Below are 15,282 nucleotides of genomic sequence, written 5' to 3'. Positions count from 1 at the left end.
CTCAGCCGAACTCATCACCCCTTGTCAGACGGGTCTGCTGTCCGACCGTCCACCTGTCTTCACAGCTCATCTCGAGACGCTCCGTGAGTGCATCCCGCCCCGCGGCGGTGACGCGGACCGCGCGGGACGACGGGTCGCTGGTGACCCAGCCGTTGTCTCGGAAGGATCGGAGGATCGCGGCGCCGAGGACACCCGCGAGATGATCACGACGCTCGGTCCAATCGAGGCACATCAGCACCTGCGGGCGTCGAGTTCGGGCCCGCGAAGCCGACTCGATGCCCAGCCGTGCACACGCGGCCTCCCCGCGCTCGGTGAGACGCGGGGACGCCGTCACGTCGACATAGCCGCGATCAACGAAGGTGTCGCAGAGCCTGACTCCCAGGCTTCCGGCGAGGTGGTCGTAGCACGTGCGCGCCGCGCGAAGGCGCTGATCTTTCTCCACCTCCCGCAGCGAGCCGGCCGGTGCCGCCATCGGGGTCACCGACGCCAGCTGCTCGATGAGCGCGGCCGCCTGCGGATCCGCCAGCCGCAGATAGCGGTGCCGGCCCTGGCGCCGTTCCTCCACCAACCCACTGGCGACCAGCTGGTGCAGATGCTCGGTCGCCGTGGACCGGGCGATACCGGCGGTGGCGGCGAGCTCGGTTGCCGTCCACGCCCGCCCATCCAGCATCCCGAGCAGCATCGTCGCGCGACTCGGATCGGCGATCACGGCCGCGACCTTCGCGAGTGCCACCCCGTTCGCACGATCACCCATGAAACCAGTGTCCCGCGAGAACGGTTCGGTCGGCGCCGAACGGACAGAGCGCCACGATGGAGGCATGCGACGCCACCGAACAATCACTCCGACCGTGCTCTACTTCGGCACGCCCGTTGCGGTGATCTCGACCGTGAATGCGGACGGTACGACCAACCTGGCGCCGATCTCCTCATACTGGGCGCTCGACGATCTGCTGGTGCTGGGCCTCGGCGCCACGGGACACACCGCTGCGAATCTCCGTGAGCGGCCGGAGCTGGTGATCAACCTGCCCGACGAGTCGCAGTGGCAGGAGGTGGAGTCGCTGGGGAGGACGACAGGCGCTTCCCCGGTGCCGGCAGAGAAGCCCGCGAACATGACCTCAGCTCGCGACAAGTTCGACGCGGTCAGCTGGCATCCGCTCACCGCGACGACGGTTGCGGCCGCGCGCGTCGCCGAGCTGCCCGTGCACATCGAGGCACGAGCGACCCGCATCCACGACGAGGATGGGGGACTCGTCGTCGTGCATGCTCGATCCACGGCCGTTCACGTCGAGGACCGCCTCACTGTCGCCGATACGTCCTATATCGATCCGAGCCGGTGGCGGCCACTGATCTACACCTTCCGCCACTACTACGGACTGGGGAAGCGGCGCGGGATCGCGCAGCGCGCCGAACTGCAGCGCTGATGCGCGGGCGGGATCACGAGGGCATAGTGTTCACGCATGACTGATGTCGCACTGATCACCGGAACCTCCTCGGGCATGGGCCTGCACGCCGCGGTGGAGCTCGCTCGCCGCGGGATGCATGTCGTCGCCACTCTGCGTGATGTGGGTCGAGCCGCACCGCTGCGAGACGCCGCTGCCGCCGCGGGCGTCGAGGTCGATGTTCGCGCTCTCGATGTCGTGGATCACGACGCCGCTGCCCGACTCGTCGCCGAGATCGAGGCGGAATTCGGTCGAATCGACGTTCTTGTCAACAACGCGGGGCTGGGGGCCGTGGGCACGGCAGAGCAGCTGTCGATGGAACAGATTCAGGATCAGCTCGACGTCAACTACCTCGCTCCCGTGAACCTCACCAAGCTCGTCCTGCCGGGGATGCGCGAGCGCGGGGGCGGCCGGATCCTCACAGTGACCAGCGTGGGTGGCGCGGTGGGCCAGCCGTTCGCCGACGCATACTGCGGCGCGAAGTTCGCCGTCGAAGGGTTTATGCAGTCGCTCGCGGTGGTCGCCGAACGTTTCGGGCTTCGCGTGAGCGTGATGGAACCTGCTGCGGTCGCGAGCGCGTTCGTCGCCAATGCCGTGCTCCCCGAGAGCTCGGGGCCGTACGCGGCGCTCCTCGACGCCTATATCGTCCGAACCTCGGGAGCATTCGCCAACGCCCAGGCGCCCGAATCCGCGGGTGCCGCGATCGCCGATGCGGTGCTCGCGGACGAGTACCGATTCCGGTGGCAGAGCTCGGAGGGCGCGACGGCGTTCGTGGGCGCCTCGCTCGCCGACACCGATGGCAGCCGGGTGCTCGGGTTTACGCGTCCGTGGATCGCCGCCGGCTGAGGGCGACGTCGGGGGTCGGGGCGCTCGTCCTGCTGCAATTCGATGCGCCTCTTGATCCGCACGGATCGCGGAGATCGGCACACGCTCCTACAGCGTGATGACGAGGTTGCCGACCTTGCGCCCCGTATCGATGCGCCGGTGCGCCTCGGGGAGCGCGTCGAGCCCGCCGACGACCTCGGTCAGCGGGTCGAAGTCTCCCTTCGCGATGAGGTCGAGAATCGTGGCGAAGTCCTCGCGGCGCTCCGGGACCGGACCCGCAATGACGCGCCCGCGCGCTGTCGCCGTGTCCCACAGGCCGGCGACCGCGAGCATGACGACGCCGTTCGGATCCGTGAGTCGGAGGCCGTCAGCGCGACGGACGTTGCCGACGGCATCCAGCACGGCATCGAAGCGCTGCGGCAGCGTCTCGATGGGCGTCGTGCGGTAGTCGATCGTCTCTGCCGCCCCGAGGCGACGGAGCAGCTCGTGATTGGGGGCCGAGCTCAGCGCGGTGACCGCGGCGCCGGCGCGCGCGGCGAGCTGGATCGCGGCGGTTCCCACCGAGCCTGACCCGCCGTTGATCAGGACTCTCTGTCCCTGCTGGATTCGCGCGCGGTGAACGAGGAAGCTCAGTGCGGTGCTGCCACCGAAGAGTGCGGCGGCGGCATCCGCAGCGGTCACACCTTCAGGAATCACCGCGGCGGCGCTCGCGCGCACCACCACATACTCGGCGTGCGCGCCCAGCCGAGCCCCGGTCAAGCCTGCGACGCGGTCGCCGAGAGCGACGTCATCGACGTCATCGACGCCGTCGCCGCGGGATGCGACCTCGCCGGTGAACACGACACCGGGAACTTTTCGTCGCGGGCCGCGCACGCCGATCGCCAGGCGCGCCGGGAAGGCGAACCCGCGCGGGAATCGACCGGACCGCAGCCGCGCATCTCCGGACGTCACGGCGGCCGCTTCCACCCGCACCAGCACCTCGCCGGCCCGGGGCGTCGGTATCGGCGCTGTGGCGATGCGCACGGTCTCCGGCGGTCCGTATCGGTCGACGATCGCTGTCCGCATCTGCCCGTTCATGGTGCCCCTTACGCCTGTAAGTTTGTGAGATCAGAGTAGCCTTACGCTCGTAAGTTAGACAAGAGGTGAACGATGAACGTGCGGGAGCCACTCAGCGAACACCGCATCGTCGAGGCGGCCGCACGCGTTGCCGACGCAGGCGGGGTTGGTGCGATCAGCATGCGTAACGTGGGGCGAGAACTCGGGGTGGAGGCGATGTCGCTTTACCATCACGTCGCGAGCAAGGAAGCGCTGCTCGATGCGCTGGTCGACTGGGTGTTCGCGCAGATCGAGCTCCCCACGCCCGAGATGTCGTGGCGGATGGGGATGCGCGTGCAAGCTCGCTCGGCGCGCCGAGTGCTCGTCGATCATTCATGGGCGCTGACGCTCGTCGAATCACGGTCGCGACCCGGGCCTGCCGTGCTCCGGCATCACGATGCGGTGATCGGGTGCCTGCTCGGCGGCGGATTCTCGCTCGACCTCGTGGCGCAGGCTTTCTCGGTCCTCGATGCCTACGTCTACGGCTTCGCGCTCACCGAGCGCAATCTGCCTTTCGATCCGACCACGACGGACGAGGCCGTGGACCTCGCGGCGGAGATGCTGCCTGCGCTTGCGGCCTACCCGCATCTCGCCGAACTCGCCGTGCATCTGACGGGAGCGGGGGAGTACTCGTTCTCCGCACAGTTCGAGGAGGGGCTCGACCTCATCCTGGATCAGTTGGAGATGCGGGCGCGGCGAACGTAGGCGTTTCGTTGTCGGTGGCCACCGCTACGCTGTTGCCACATCCGTCGTCGCCCGATGACACGGATTCGAATGCGAAGGACCGCTGTGGCCCGTGACTGGTTGATCCTGGAAGATGCCCAACGCGATCCCGCGGTGAGCGCACTGTTCGATCGTGTTGTCGCGCAGGTGGAAGCGGACGAGCTGACTCCACGCGACGTCGACACGGCGTATCCGCGCGGGTTCGTCGCGGACGGGCGGAAGATCCTCGGCTCGGCGCTGATGGACTACGGGCTGCGTCGGCGTGTGGCCAGCGAGTTCGACGCTGCGGAAGCGCGGGCATTCACGGAGCGGATGCGCGGGCTGCTTGGCTGGTATGAGATCAGCTCCACCCTGCGCCTGTGGGCGGAATCTCGGCTGTGCGGCCCGTACTTCGTCAATGAGGGAAGTGAGTGGGACCAGAACTGGGTGCTGCGGGCTGATGCGGATCCTACCCAGATGCCCGCCGACTTCCTGGTGTTCGCGTGTTACATCGCGATCGGTGAGCTGAAGTACGGACCGAGCTATGCCCATGTCTCGGCCAACCGGATCTTCGGGTGGGTGACGGGTCTGGGATCGGACCTGCCCGCGCAGCTGCGTAAGCACGGGACGGGTGAGCTGCCGAAGGAACTCGCCGACTTCCGTGGCGACGGTGTCTCCGCGAAGGCCAACGATGCGCTCGCTGTGGTGCGGATCGTCGTGAAGGAAGAATCCGAGCAGGCGTATGGCCAGGCGCTGGACTACCTCGTCCGACTCCTCACCACCACTGACTTCCCGCGGACCTACGCCGTCGAGTTCCGCGGTCCGACGAAGACATACCTTCCGATTCGCGGGCTGCCGAAGAAGGGGGTGCACCAGCTCTTCGCGTCCGCCGTGGGGTACCCGGCGTTGCATCCGCTGATCGAGCAGTACGCGCGCGCGGCGATGCACGAGTACAGCTGGTATCAGAACCTCGACGATGTGAACTGTGCGATGCCCGGCACGTTCGCCGTGTTCGCGCTGGCGTTCGCCGGCGCCGAGAATGCTCCGCTCGTGCTGGATTACCTCGGCCTCGTCGACGGCGAGCATCAGTCGATGCACGGACTCTTCGTGGAGGCATACATTGACGCTCGTGGGTTCACGCCGGAGGCGTTGGCCTACCTGATAGCTGTCGCTGGGAACATCCAGCACCTGCGCCATCGCAAGACGTACCCCGCGCTCATTGCCGACCGTGCGCCGTTGGAGACGCTGCTCCACCTTCGGGCGACGCGGGACGGGACTCCGCCGTCGTCGATCGCTGCGCTGCGCGCCAACCTCATCGGTGACACCCGTGATGACCCCGGCTTCCGCGCCGCTCGCTTCACGATCTGGGGCGAGCGTGCCGAACGGGAGCGAGGCAAGCGCCTGATCGCGTCTGCGCCCGAAGAACTGCGCGAGCTTTACCAGGAGGTCTTCACCGATGCACGCTAAGCGGTCCTACAGCGAGGAGTTTCGTCGCGCGCTCGTCCGGGAAGCGCTCACGAACACCCCGACGGGTGGGTTTCCGGAGCTGGAGAAGCGCGAGGGGCTCAGGGCCGGCACCCTGTTCGACTGGGTTGAGGAGTTCGGGCCCACCTGGGAGGCGCCGTTTTCATCGCTGCACTTCTGGATCGGTCCAACTGCCCTGACCGAAGATGAGTTCTGGCGCTACTTCGATCACGCTGAGGACTATTGGGATCTCGAAGTTGAAGACGTCGAGGCGGCTGAGAGCGACGTCACCGGCTGTGGCTTCTGTATCGACACCGGCATGAAGTTCCTCTACGACGAGGATCTGCTGCAGGTGATCTGGTTTGACGAGCTCGTTCCGGTGCGAACCGTGATCGACGAGAGCACGATCGATGCCGGTGCCCCGACGGACGCAGTGGTGGAGGCGTGTGAAGCGCGGGGGATGACGACGGCGAACGCTGCGTTCGTCTACGCGGATCCGGCCTTCGTTGCTCCCGACACCACGCGACTCTTCAACGGGCTGCCGTATCTCGGGAAGTTCCGCGCCAAGGATGACGACTGAGGCGACAGTCCTCGGGGGAGTCGGATGTCTGAGCCCCTCGATATCCTTCCCGTACCCGTTCGAGCCGGTACAAGGAGAAAAATGGCGAAGCGCAAGACTCTGCCGAAGGACTTCGACGATCTGCTGTCGTCGGCCACGACCGCCGAGCTGATCGCCGTGTTCGACAGGACCCTGATCGATGCGCGGGGAGGGTACGCGAAGGGGACGGCGATCGGGTTCGTCGACTGCCCCGACGATCTGGTCCGTTGGCTCGCTGAACAGGGGCTCGATGTCGATGCCGCTGACACCTACGATCGCTCACCGCTGTGGGAGCGGGCCTTGCTCGGACGCGACGCGCAGATTCCGCTGCTGCTGTCGCTCGGAGCCGACATTCATCGTGCGGACCGATATGGCGACACGGCCCTGCACGCGGCGGCGGGCGGTCAGCGACTCGCCGCAACGCGCGTTCTGCTCAGCCACGGGGCGGATCCTCATCGCACGAATGAACGGGGCGCGACGCCGCTTCTGCACGGCCTGCGGCGCACAGCGAACATCGGGATCGGTGCGATGGCGGAAATCGCGAAGCTCCTGCTCGGCGCCGGTGCTGCGGTGACCGACGAAGAGCGAGCACAGGTCACGCGGATCGGTGAGGGCTTCGAGTTTCACCGCGAGGGGTTCAACCGTGACCTTCTGCCGGAGGCCGATGCCGGGCTGACGACGCTGTACGAGCTTTTTGACGTCGAGCCCGTGCCCCGCCGCAACATGCACGACGGCGTGTCGCCCATCACCGTGCCCGACGCGCCCTGGCAGGAACAGTACGAGGCGCTCTGGCAGCTGCTCGTGCCGTCGTCCGGACCGGCGCAGACGCTGCAGGGCGAGCTCGTGCGTATCAGCGGCAAGATCTCACGCGAGATCCTGGACAACGGCAGCCCGAACTGGGGCCCAGACTTCCGGAAGATGCTTCAGTCGATCCCTGCGGGTCTGGCGTCCGGTGTCGCGCTGACGGAGGACGAGATTCAGGAGGCGCGTCATCTCGCCCATGCGCTGCGTGGCGGAAACGATGACGGCGAGGGTGTGGCGCGGCTCAGCGAACTCGCGGTGATATGGGTGCGGCAGAACCCGACGCCGATTCCGCTGGGCGAGGTCGGTTACGACCGGTAACGGTGGGACAGGTCGTTGAGCTCCTGACGTTTGAGGCTGGTTGAGTGCTGTGCTGCCGCTGAGCTCCGGAGACTGACCCCGCCGGTGATGAACTCTGGCGGCGACCGCCGAGAGGTGTGTACCACCCAGCATTGCCGCTGAACGGGTCATGAAGGGCGACTGCTTGGCAGCGTGAACGGCACTCGATGACGTCAATCGCCGAGTTGGGGAATCGAGAACTGAGCCACCCGATCCCAATTGCGCTCTCGCGCTGGAACGTCACGTATCGAGGCTTTGGATGCGGGATGCTCGTTCACCAGCGCCGTTGAGCTGTCGATTCACCGAGATCTCATCTGTTTCTCATGCGAATCGCTCGAACAAAGATTCGAAAGACGAGAGAATGAAGCATGACCATTTCAACGACATCGCCTCGACCGGGGGACGACAGCGTGAGCGCTCTCCTGACTGTTGACGTGTCGGGAATGGTGTCCAAGATGTCGGCGACTCGAGCGGGGTCTGCCACGGATGCTGGCGCCTCGATCCCTGCCATCCCTGCCATCCATGCCATCCCTGCCGCCTCTGGGGCACTGGGTGGGCCGGGTGTGTTGGTGGCATCGGAGCCGGGTGGCGTGCCTGGTCAGCTGGGTGGGCGTGAGGGGGAGTTGGCGGGGTTGTTGGAGCAGGCTCGTCGGTTGCAGCGGGTGACGGCGATGTTGGCGGCGGTGCAGGCGTCGTTGTGGTCGCGTGTTCTGGGCTGGGCGATGGATGCGGGTTCGTCGGTGTCGCGGTCTTCGTCTTCGTCGTCGTCTTCGGTGGAGTTGGCGGTGCGTTCGGTGGCGGCTGAGTTTGGTGCTGCGTTGAATTTGAGTGATCAGCAGGTGCAGCGTCAGTTCAATGATGCGTACACGCTCGTGACGTGTTTCCCCGCGACGCATGCTGCGTTGGATGGTGGGTTGATCACTGCTGCGCATGCGCGGGTGATCGTGCGGGCCGGGGCGGGCATCGTTGATGATGTGGCGCGGAGCGCGTACGAGGGGGAAGCCGTCGTTCGGGCGCAGTCGACGACGACATGGCGGTTGAAGGGCATGCTGGCTGAGGTGGCCGAGAAGGTGATGCCCGTCACGTTGGATGAGCGTCATCGTGAGGCCCGTAAGGCGCGTTGCATCACTCTGACGGACGACAGTGATGGGATGTCGAATCTGTCGGTGTTCCTGCCGACGCTGCTCGCTCACGGTGCTGTTGACCGCATCATGAGCATGGCCCGCACCATCAAACACGACCCCGACGCGGCCGCCGCGACGAACGCGCTGAACGCTGCCGGCTCGCCCGGCGTGGCTGGTGAGTCCCGCGCGCCCGGTGAGGCCGGTGCGCCCGGCGATGATCCCCACGGCGGCGAGGATGTGCGGACGTTGTCACAGATCGCGGTTGATGTGTTGTGTGATCTGTTGCTCGGTGCGGCACCATCGACGGTGTCGGATGCGGTTGCCGCGATTCGTGGTCGTGTGCAGGTCACGGTGCCGATGACGACTCTCGCTGGCGTCACGGACACGGGGGTCTCGCTCGCGAGTGTCGGCCCGGTGGATGCGGAGAGCGTACGGATCCTTGCCGCGCACCAGCCCGGCTGGGATCGCCTCATGACCGATACCGTCACCGGTGATCTCGTGGCCGTGGACCGGTATACCCCGTCGTCCGCGATGCGCCGTTTCCTCGCCGCACGTGACGAGCACTGCCGCTTCCCCGGATGCCGCCGCCCGGTTCACCAGTGCGATCTTGATCACACCCGGGCGTGGGAAGACGGAGGCGAGACGTGCGTCGACAACCTCGCCCACCTCTGCCGCCGACACCATGTCCTGAAGCACAACTCGGCGTGGACCGTTGAGAATCTCGGCGGTGGGGTCCTCCGCTGGACGAGCCCGCTCGGCTACGAATACATCGACACCCCGCCTCATCACAGAGTGATGTTCACCCCAGCTCCGGTGGACGACCTGGCGCCGGCTCTGGACGCGGGCGTACCTCAACGCACACCGCCAGACACCCCGCCACCCTTCTAGGGCGGGGTACGTCGCTCCACAAGTTTGTCCCCGCCACCCGAAGTGCTGCCGACTGCCGCGATGAAGGCGAGTGCCGGAACGTTGCCGGGACCGACGTAGGCGACCCACAGCTGCGTTGCGTGCGTGTCCGGCTACTGAAGTGCGGTCACGAGGTCAGAATCCGACATCGATTCTGCCGGGCGAGGCCGGCGAAGGCTGATGGCGGCCAGCGCATGAGCACTGCATCGCGGGTGGTGGCCAGTGCATGAGCACTGCATCGCGGGTGCGAGCCAGCGCATGAGCACTGCATCGCGGGTGTGGCGTGGCTACCGCGGATCTCGCCCGCTGGGCGAGGGCAACGTGAATCGCTCCATGAGATCATCGCGACCTTCGAAGCGCCATCCGAGCGCAGAGAAGAAGGCGAAGGCAGCGGCATTGTCGGGATCGACGTAGGCCACCCACTGCTGGGTCGCCGGGTGCCCGGGCCAGCGAAGCGCCGCGGCCAGCGTGCGACGGCCCCATCCCTCACCCCGCCGAGTGGGATCGATCGCGACGTCGGTGACGGCGTGCTCCACGCCGGCCGGGTCCCACGCGCAACCGATCAGCGCAACGGGCGCGTCGGCGTGCAGCACAACGAGCTCGGCGCCCTCGCGATCGGACAGCACATGGTCACGCCATTCAGCGTCCAAGGGTCCGAGTTCGTTGTTCAGCATCGGATCCTGGAACCACTGCTGGATCCAGTCCCAGTCCGAAGCGACCAGCGGGCGGACCGTCACAGCAGGCGTCGGCGTCATAGCGCCAACCATACGGACGCGGCCGGACATGAGGCTGAGGGCTCGGCTCGGGGACCCGTTCTGAGACGGTGGCGGGTGCTCTGCCCGCGATGGCTGCGTTCGGTCCGGCGGGCTCCACGATCTCGCTCTGGATTAGCTTTCCGGGCGGTGAGCGGCGGGCAAATGGCGGCGGCTCGTATCCAGGCGCAGGTGCCCGTGCGACTATCTACGAAGCACTGGCGTCGCTGGTCACCCACCGACGTCGATGGCGACCGATCCACGCGGATTCCCGCACCCCTCGCATGGTCGAGGACCCCCGTCGCCGCGGAGGAACCGCGGTGGCGCAGCTCTCGATAGGATCACCGTATGGGAACCATCAACACCTACTTCAGCGCCCCCGACGATGCGATGGCGGCAGCGGTTGTGGATGACGGACCCGTGTCGTTCGCGCCCGTGGTGGACGCGGTAGAGGCGACCGTCCAGGGCGGCACCCTCTTCGCTCTCCTGACCGAGCAGACCTATGAGAAAGCGACGGCCGACCGCTCCTGGGCGCGACTGATCACCGAGCCGGATCATGAATCCGCCTGGGTCGTGTCGCTGCCCGCGGAGTTCACCGACGCCCTCGCGGATGCCTCGGACGAGCATCTGGCTTCGATCGTCGGGCCCTGGTCGCAGAGTGAGGAGTTCTGGGGCGGCGCGGATCCGGCCGAGTTGCTCGACATGCTTCGCGAGTGGCGCACGTTGGCCCGTACCGCACGAGAGCGCGGCGAGAACATGTACTGCTGGATGAGTCTCTGACGCGGCTGGAGCAGCTCGCGTCAGCGGTTGGCGTGCAGTCCGGTTACGCCGGAACTCAGCTGGGTGAATGAGGACGCGGCCAACTGCGCCGGTCGCGTGGCCGCGGCATCGTCAGACGACCAGGATTCGAGACTGAGACGGATCGCCGCGGTGGCGGCGGCCGCGAGCAGGCGGGCCGCCGTGACGTCATGTTTCGCGCCGCGAGCTGACGTGCCGAGTCGCGTGGCGATCACGGAGGCGAGGAGCCGCTCGGAGTCTGCGTTCACGCGCTGCCACACCGCCCACAAGGCCGAATCCTGCAGCGTGGAGCGCAGCAGTCCGCGGGTGAGTGCGACCGCGGGTTCGTTCGGATCCTCCAACGGCGTCAGGACGCGCTCGATGGCGCGCGCGATCGAGTCGCGGACGTCTGAGTCGTCGGCTTCCTCGATCGCGGCCCGCCAGGTCGCAGCGCCGACGCTCAGCAGCGGCGCGACCGCGTCCTCTTTCGTGGGGAAGTAGCGGTAGTAGGTGCGCGGAGAGACGCCGGCGGCGGCGGCGATCTCCTCCACGGTGACCGTCTTCGCATCTCGCTCGCCGAAGAGGCGCGCGGCAGCCTCGGCGATCTCCAGCTGGGTGGCGAGACGACGCCTCTCGGTCAGCGTGGGCGCGGAATCCATGTTCTTCAGCCTACGAGGGAAGAGAGGGGAGTAGTGTCACGGTTGGACCATATGGCACGATATGCCAAGTTGGCGTGTCGTGCAGTCTCTCATCTAAACGAAGGGTTGAACATGAACCGCTATGAAGGTCGTCGCGCGCTGGTCACCGGCGGAGGTTCCGGCATCGGCCAGGCCACCGTGCTGCGCATGCTGTCAGAGGGAGGCCGCGTTGTGGCAGCCGATGTCTCCGAGGCTGGGCTCACCGACACGGTGGCGAAGGCCGGCGACGCCGCCGAGCGCCTGCACACCGTGGTGGTCAACATCGCTGATGAGGGCTCGGTGAAAGTCGGAGTGGCAGACGCCGTCGCGTGGCTGGGCGGCCTGGACGTGCTGGTCAACGCGGCCGGCATCCTGCGCTCCTCGCACACGCACGAGACCACGCTGGACTCTTTCGAGCAGGTGCTGCGCATCAACCTGGTCGGTACCTTCCTGATGATCCGCGAGTCGATCCCCGCGCTGCTCGAAGGAAACGGTGCCGCCGTGGTGAACTTCAGCTCCACGTCGGCGATGTTCGCTCACCCCTACATGGCGGCCTACGCCGCGAGCAAGGGTGGCGTGCAGTCGATGACCCACGCCCTCGCCGCCGAATACGCGAAGCAGGGCATCCGCTTCACCGCCGTGCAGCCGGGATCGATCTCGTCGGGCATGACGGACGGCTCGGGCGCGAGCAAGCAGAGCCAGGGCCCGGGCCTGCCGGAAGACGCCGACATGATGCTCTTCATGAAGCTGCAGCCCGCACTCGGCGCGGGATTCGCCGGCCCGGAGACCGTGGCGGGCGTCGTCGCGATGCTCGCGAGCGACGACGGCGGGTTCATCACGGGCACCGAGGTGCGTATCGATGGCGGCACGCACTTCTGAGCCGGCCGGGGTGTGCGAGGCGACATCTCGCACACCCCGTTCACTCACCGCAAGGCGCCGTCATCGAGCGGGTCGTCCCCATCTTCGACGCCGAGCCCGAGCGCCTCCGCGGCGTCCGCACGGTCCGCCTCCTCGCGCTCGGATCCCGCGGCGTCCGCACTCCAGGCTCCGGCGTCGCGATCTGTTTCTGCGCGCTCGGATCCTGCGGCATCTACGCCCCAGGCTTCCGCATCATCCTCATCCGGTCCGCTGCCATCTGCGACCTCGGCATCACGCCCGGTGGTGGCGCCTGCGATCACCGCAGAGTCGGCGGCGTCGGCGCCGTCTGACGTCGCGCCCGACAGGTCGGCCGGAGCCTGATCCATCAGAAAGGCCCGGTCATCGTTGGGGTCCCCGGAGCCGCCATCCAGACCGGTGCCGATCGTGTCGTCGTCTTCCTCCCCGCTCGGAGAAATATCGTCCGAGACGTTGTCGACGGGTGCGGTGACCGCGCCGTCCGCCGATTCTTCGTCTTCTGCCTCGCTCCCATCCGTCATCGCGCCGTCCAGCGCGTCTGCCATGAGGGGATCGGTCTTGCCGGGTTCTCCACCAACCGGGAACACGGGGTTCGTCTGATCTTCCATTTCGTCCTCCTGTCGTCGGCTGCGGTGCAGCGTTCAGGCGACCGTAGGCGGGCGCCCGGAAACCGCGGACGGGATTGACGGAGCGACCTCGGCGCGCTACGCGAGCTCAGGCAGTCTCACTCCACTCGACCTCGCGCAACAGGCCGGGCAGCTGCGCCTCCACGCTGCGGCTGCGAAGCTCGACGACGCGTCCCTGGTCGAAGAGGTCCAGCAGCCGGGGGTCGATGTAGCTGGATCTCGCGACCGCGGGGGTGTTGCCGAGAGCGGCTGCCGTCTCACGCACCGCCTCCACCACGGCGTGCTTTCGGGCCTGATCGTCCGCCGGCACTCCGATCCGTGCCAGCGCGGCCGCGGCGATCACCGTGCCGTGGATGGTGCGGAAGTCCTTCGCGGTGAAATCCCCACCCGTGCGCCTGCGCAGGTCTTCATTGATGTCCGGAGCCCGCACGGGGCGATACCCGCGACCGGCACGCCACGCGAGCAGTCGCGCTCGCGGTCCTCGGGCCAGGAGTCGCTCCAGGACCGGTGCCAGGTCGGGATCGTCGATGCGCGATTCCCAGGGGACACCGCTCTTCCCGCGGAACGCGAGCGTGACCACGTCCTGGTCCACCTGCACGTGTCGGCAGCGGAGGGTCGCCAGGCCGATGCTGCCGTGCTCGCGCGCGTATGCCTCGGAGCCGATCCGCAGATAGCCGGTGTCGAGCATCCGGATGGCGGCCGCCAGCACCGTCGTTCGCTCCAGCCCGGGGGCGCGCAGATCCCGCGTGACCGAGCGTCGCAGCGCGGGGAGGGTGTCGGCGAGTTCCAGCGCTCGGTCGAACTTCTCCTGAGCGGCGTGCTGAGTCCAGGACTCGTGATAGCGGTACTGCGTCCGGCCCGCCGCATCCACGCCGGTCGCCTGGAGGTCGGCGTCGGGATCGGGGCTGATCCAGACATCGCGCCACATCGGCGGGATCGCCAGCGTGCGGAGGCGACTGAGGTCGACGTCGTCGCTGATCCGTCGTCCGTTCTCGTCCCGATACTCGAAGCCGCGGCCCCGGCGAATGCGTCGCCACCCCACGCGCTCGGTCATATTCGTATGCATTCATGTGTACGGTGCAGATGTCAACCCACTGGTGCACGAGGACGTGCTCCCGAGCAACGGGGCGCCGAGGTTTCTGCTTCGGAGTGTTCTCCGAGTTCGGCGCTCGTGACGGCGTGCATCGTGTGCATGATGCCATTTGCGACGGAATTCCGGCACGATGGACAGGACGACGTGACGGTTCGGGTGACGGTCGCTGCACCCGCTGAGGAGGGGGAGACTCATGACGCAGAACACGGCAATCGTGTGGAATCCATCGAAGACCACGCGCGACGCGCTGGAGGCGGCGCTGCCGGAGGGGGCCGAGGTCTCGTGGTTCGAGACCACGGAGGATGACCCGGGTCGCGGCGCCGCGGAGAGCGCACTGGCCGCCGGGGCTGAGCTCATCCTCGCGGCCGGCGGCGACGGAACCATCCGCGCCGTGGCAGAGTACCTCGCCGAGACAGCGGCGACTGCCGATCTCGGGATCGTGCCGCTGGGGACCGGCAATCTGCTGGCGCGGAACCTGGGGGTCCCGCTGAACAACATCTCGGCGGCAGTCACGCGCGCGTTCGAGAACGAGGCGACCACGATCGACATCGGCTGGGCGGACGTTCACCTGTCCGATGAGGTGCGGCGCCGTGCCTTCGCGGTGATGGCCGGATTCGGCATCGACGCGCACATGATCACGGAGACCAACGACGACCTCAAGGACCGAGCCGGGTGGCTCGCGTACGTCGAGTCTTTGGGACGCGCGCTCTCGGCGAGCGCCGTGATCGACATCCGACTCAGCGTGGATGGCGAAGATGCGGTGGAGGACAAGGCCCACACGCTGCTCGTCGGCAACTGCGGCATGCTGCAGGGTGGGATCGCCCTGTTGCCCGATGCCGATCCCTCGGACGGTGCGCTCGACCTGCTCGTGCTGCAGGCCGACGGTGTCGCGGGGTGGCTGGACACCGCTCGCAACATGATGTGGGACCACGGGATCAAACGACTGTTCGCTCGCGACACCGCGTCGGAGGACGATTCGGGCAGCGCGAGCACCATCCGCCGTCGGATGACGGCCCTCACGGTGGACCTGGCCGAGCCTCGCATGTTCGAGGTGGACGGTGACACGGTGGGCGAGGCGACGCGCGTCGAGTTCAGCATCCAGGCCGCCGCGCTCCGCGTGCGCTGAGAGGACATCTGCAGGGCCCTTCGCCTCGCGAACCGGGGGAGGGG

The 15,282-nt window shown here is 67.4% G+C and carries 16 protein-coding genes; 10 read left to right on the top strand and 6 right to left on the bottom strand.

Going from position 1 to position 15,282, the window contains the following annotated elements; genetic code table 11:
- Position 1: 1 nt before the first annotated feature.
- Positions 2-754: an ArsR/SmtB family transcription factor gene (locus ACI3KU_RS11665; protein WP_404922486.1), complete on the bottom strand. Its 753-nt coding sequence runs from the start codon at positions 752-754 to the stop codon at positions 2-4.
- 64 nt (positions 755-818) lie between these two features.
- On the opposite strand from ACI3KU_RS11665, the gene ACI3KU_RS11660 reads away from it, so the two are divergent.
- Both ACI3KU_RS11660 and ACI3KU_RS11655 read left to right on the top strand, forming a co-directional pair.
- Positions 819-1,421 carry a flavin reductase family protein gene (locus ACI3KU_RS11660; RefSeq protein ID WP_404922485.1) on the top strand — a complete coding sequence of 201 codons (603 nt, stop codon included), beginning with the start codon at positions 819-821 and terminating at the stop codon, positions 1,419-1,421.
- A gap of 36 nt (positions 1,422-1,457) precedes the next feature.
- Positions 1,458-2,285, top strand: coding sequence for an SDR family NAD(P)-dependent oxidoreductase (locus tag ACI3KU_RS11655; RefSeq protein ID WP_404922484.1), 828 nt, complete (start codon positions 1,458-1,460; stop codon positions 2,283-2,285).
- 87 nt (positions 2,286-2,372) lie between these two features.
- Here the strand turns inward: ACI3KU_RS11655 and ACI3KU_RS11650 are convergent, their stop codons facing one another.
- Positions 2,373-3,341, bottom strand: a complete 969-nt coding sequence (locus ACI3KU_RS11650) for an NAD(P)-dependent alcohol dehydrogenase (RefSeq protein WP_404922483.1) — start codon at positions 3,339-3,341, stop codon at positions 2,373-2,375.
- Between the two features lie 72 nt (positions 3,342-3,413).
- Here ACI3KU_RS11650 and ACI3KU_RS11645 point away from each other — a divergent pair, with 72 nt between their 5' ends.
- The 5 genes from ACI3KU_RS11645 (at position 3,414) to ACI3KU_RS11625 (ending at position 9,275) form a co-directional block, all read left to right on the top strand.
- Positions 3,414-4,064, top strand: coding sequence for a TetR/AcrR family transcriptional regulator (locus tag ACI3KU_RS11645; protein WP_404922482.1), 651 nt, complete (start codon positions 3,414-3,416; stop codon positions 4,062-4,064).
- Positions 4,065-4,133: 69 nt separating this feature from the next.
- A complete protein-coding gene (locus ACI3KU_RS11640) occupies positions 4,134-5,528 on the top strand; it encodes a DUF6138 family protein (protein WP_404922481.1) in 1,395 nt (464 codons plus the stop codon).
- On the top strand, positions 5,518-6,105 hold the full coding sequence (locus tag ACI3KU_RS11635; RefSeq protein ID WP_404922480.1) for an immunity 22 family protein: 588 nt from the start codon (positions 5,518-5,520) through the stop codon (positions 6,103-6,105). Before ACI3KU_RS11640 ends, ACI3KU_RS11635 begins: the two co-directional genes overlap by 11 nt.
- 81 nt (positions 6,106-6,186) lie before the next feature.
- The gene (locus ACI3KU_RS11630) at positions 6,187-7,245 is read left to right on the top strand and encodes an ankyrin repeat domain-containing protein (protein WP_404922479.1); all 1,059 of its coding nucleotides are present in this window, start codon (positions 6,187-6,189) and stop codon (positions 7,243-7,245) included.
- A gap of 386 nt (positions 7,246-7,631) precedes the next feature.
- Positions 7,632-9,275, top strand: coding sequence for a DUF222 domain-containing protein (locus tag ACI3KU_RS11625; RefSeq protein WP_404922478.1), 1,644 nt, complete (start codon positions 7,632-7,634; stop codon positions 9,273-9,275).
- A 305-nt stretch (positions 9,276-9,580) separates the two neighbouring features.
- Here the strand turns inward: ACI3KU_RS11625 and ACI3KU_RS11620 are convergent, their stop codons facing one another.
- The gene (locus ACI3KU_RS11620) at positions 9,581-10,048 is read right to left on the bottom strand and encodes a GNAT family N-acetyltransferase (protein ID WP_404922477.1); all 468 of its coding nucleotides are present in this window, start codon (positions 10,046-10,048) and stop codon (positions 9,581-9,583) included.
- Between the two features lie 345 nt (positions 10,049-10,393).
- Here ACI3KU_RS11620 and ACI3KU_RS11615 point away from each other — a divergent pair, with 345 nt between their 5' ends.
- Positions 10,394-10,825, top strand: a complete 432-nt coding sequence (locus ACI3KU_RS11615; protein ID WP_404922476.1) for a hypothetical protein — start codon at positions 10,394-10,396, stop codon at positions 10,823-10,825.
- Between the two features lie 20 nt (positions 10,826-10,845).
- Here the strand turns inward: ACI3KU_RS11615 and ACI3KU_RS11610 are convergent, their stop codons facing one another.
- Complete coding sequence (locus ACI3KU_RS11610; protein ID WP_404922475.1) at positions 10,846-11,481, bottom strand: TetR/AcrR family transcriptional regulator; 636 nt, start codon at positions 11,479-11,481, stop codon at positions 10,846-10,848.
- Between the two features lie 111 nt (positions 11,482-11,592).
- On the opposite strand from ACI3KU_RS11610, the gene ACI3KU_RS11605 reads away from it, so the two are divergent.
- Positions 11,593-12,378, top strand: coding sequence for an SDR family NAD(P)-dependent oxidoreductase (locus tag ACI3KU_RS11605; RefSeq protein ID WP_404922474.1), 786 nt, complete (start codon positions 11,593-11,595; stop codon positions 12,376-12,378).
- A gap of 44 nt (positions 12,379-12,422) precedes the next feature.
- On the opposite strand, the gene ACI3KU_RS11600 is transcribed toward ACI3KU_RS11605, so the two are convergent.
- Together ACI3KU_RS11600 and ACI3KU_RS11595 are read right to left on the bottom strand one after the other, a co-directional pair.
- Positions 12,423-13,001 (bottom strand): hypothetical protein, encoded by a 579-nt coding sequence (locus ACI3KU_RS11600; RefSeq protein ID WP_404922473.1) that lies wholly within the window; start codon positions 12,999-13,001, stop codon positions 12,423-12,425.
- A gap of 106 nt (positions 13,002-13,107) precedes the next feature.
- Positions 13,108-14,073 (bottom strand): DNA topoisomerase IB, encoded by a 966-nt coding sequence (locus ACI3KU_RS11595; RefSeq protein WP_404922472.1) that lies wholly within the window; start codon positions 14,071-14,073, stop codon positions 13,108-13,110.
- A gap of 232 nt (positions 14,074-14,305) precedes the next feature.
- Here ACI3KU_RS11595 and ACI3KU_RS11590 point away from each other — a divergent pair, with 232 nt between their 5' ends.
- Positions 14,306-15,238, top strand: coding sequence for a diacylglycerol/lipid kinase family protein (locus ACI3KU_RS11590; RefSeq protein ID WP_404922471.1), 933 nt, complete (start codon positions 14,306-14,308; stop codon positions 15,236-15,238).
- The last annotated feature ends 44 nt before the right edge of the window (positions 15,239-15,282 follow it).

The organism is Microbacterium sp. ZW T5_56, assembly GCF_044987425.1.
Taxonomy (GTDB): domain Bacteria; phylum Actinomycetota; class Actinomycetes; order Actinomycetales; family Microbacteriaceae; genus Microbacterium.
Note: the sequence above shows the minus strand (reverse complement) of the source record. Positions and strands in the feature narration are given on the sequence as shown.

Excerpts from the sequence above, each read along its gene's own strand:
- ACI3KU_RS11655 (WP_404922484.1), top strand. The coding sequence starts at position 1,458 with ATGACTGATGTCGCACTGATCACCGGAACCTCCTCGGGCATGGGCCTG.
- ACI3KU_RS11635 (WP_404922480.1), top strand. The coding sequence starts at position 5,518 with ATGCACGCTAAGCGGTCCTACAGCGAGGAGTTTCGTCGCGCGCTCGTC.
- ACI3KU_RS11610 (WP_404922475.1), bottom strand. The coding sequence starts at position 11,481 with ATGGATTCCGCGCCCACGCTGACCGAGAGGCGTCGTCTCGCCACCCAG.
- ACI3KU_RS11665 (WP_404922486.1), bottom strand. The coding sequence starts at position 754 with ATGGGTGATCGTGCGAACGGGGTGGCACTCGCGAAGGTCGCGGCCGTG.
- ACI3KU_RS11615 (WP_404922476.1), top strand. The coding sequence starts at position 10,394 with ATGGGAACCATCAACACCTACTTCAGCGCCCCCGACGATGCGATGGCG.
- ACI3KU_RS11605 (WP_404922474.1), top strand. The coding sequence starts at position 11,593 with ATGAACCGCTATGAAGGTCGTCGCGCGCTGGTCACCGGCGGAGGTTCC.
- ACI3KU_RS11630 (WP_404922479.1), top strand. The coding sequence starts at position 6,187 with ATGGCGAAGCGCAAGACTCTGCCGAAGGACTTCGACGATCTGCTGTCG.
- ACI3KU_RS11620 (WP_404922477.1), bottom strand. The coding sequence starts at position 10,048 with ATGACGCCGACGCCTGCTGTGACGGTCCGCCCGCTGGTCGCTTCGGAC.
- ACI3KU_RS11590 (WP_404922471.1), top strand. The coding sequence starts at position 14,306 with ATGACGCAGAACACGGCAATCGTGTGGAATCCATCGAAGACCACGCGC.
- ACI3KU_RS11625 (WP_404922478.1), top strand. The coding sequence starts at position 7,632 with ATGACCATTTCAACGACATCGCCTCGACCGGGGGACGACAGCGTGAGC.
- ACI3KU_RS11595 (WP_404922472.1), bottom strand. The coding sequence starts at position 14,073 with ATGACCGAGCGCGTGGGGTGGCGACGCATTCGCCGGGGCCGCGGCTTC.
- ACI3KU_RS11600 (WP_404922473.1), bottom strand. The coding sequence starts at position 13,001 with ATGGAAGATCAGACGAACCCCGTGTTCCCGGTTGGTGGAGAACCCGGC.
- ACI3KU_RS11660 (WP_404922485.1), top strand. The coding sequence starts at position 819 with ATGCGACGCCACCGAACAATCACTCCGACCGTGCTCTACTTCGGCACG.
- ACI3KU_RS11645 (WP_404922482.1), top strand. The coding sequence starts at position 3,414 with ATGAACGTGCGGGAGCCACTCAGCGAACACCGCATCGTCGAGGCGGCC.
- ACI3KU_RS11640 (WP_404922481.1), top strand. The coding sequence starts at position 4,134 with ATGCGAAGGACCGCTGTGGCCCGTGACTGGTTGATCCTGGAAGATGCC.
- ACI3KU_RS11650 (WP_404922483.1), bottom strand. The coding sequence starts at position 3,341 with ATGAACGGGCAGATGCGGACAGCGATCGTCGACCGATACGGACCGCCG.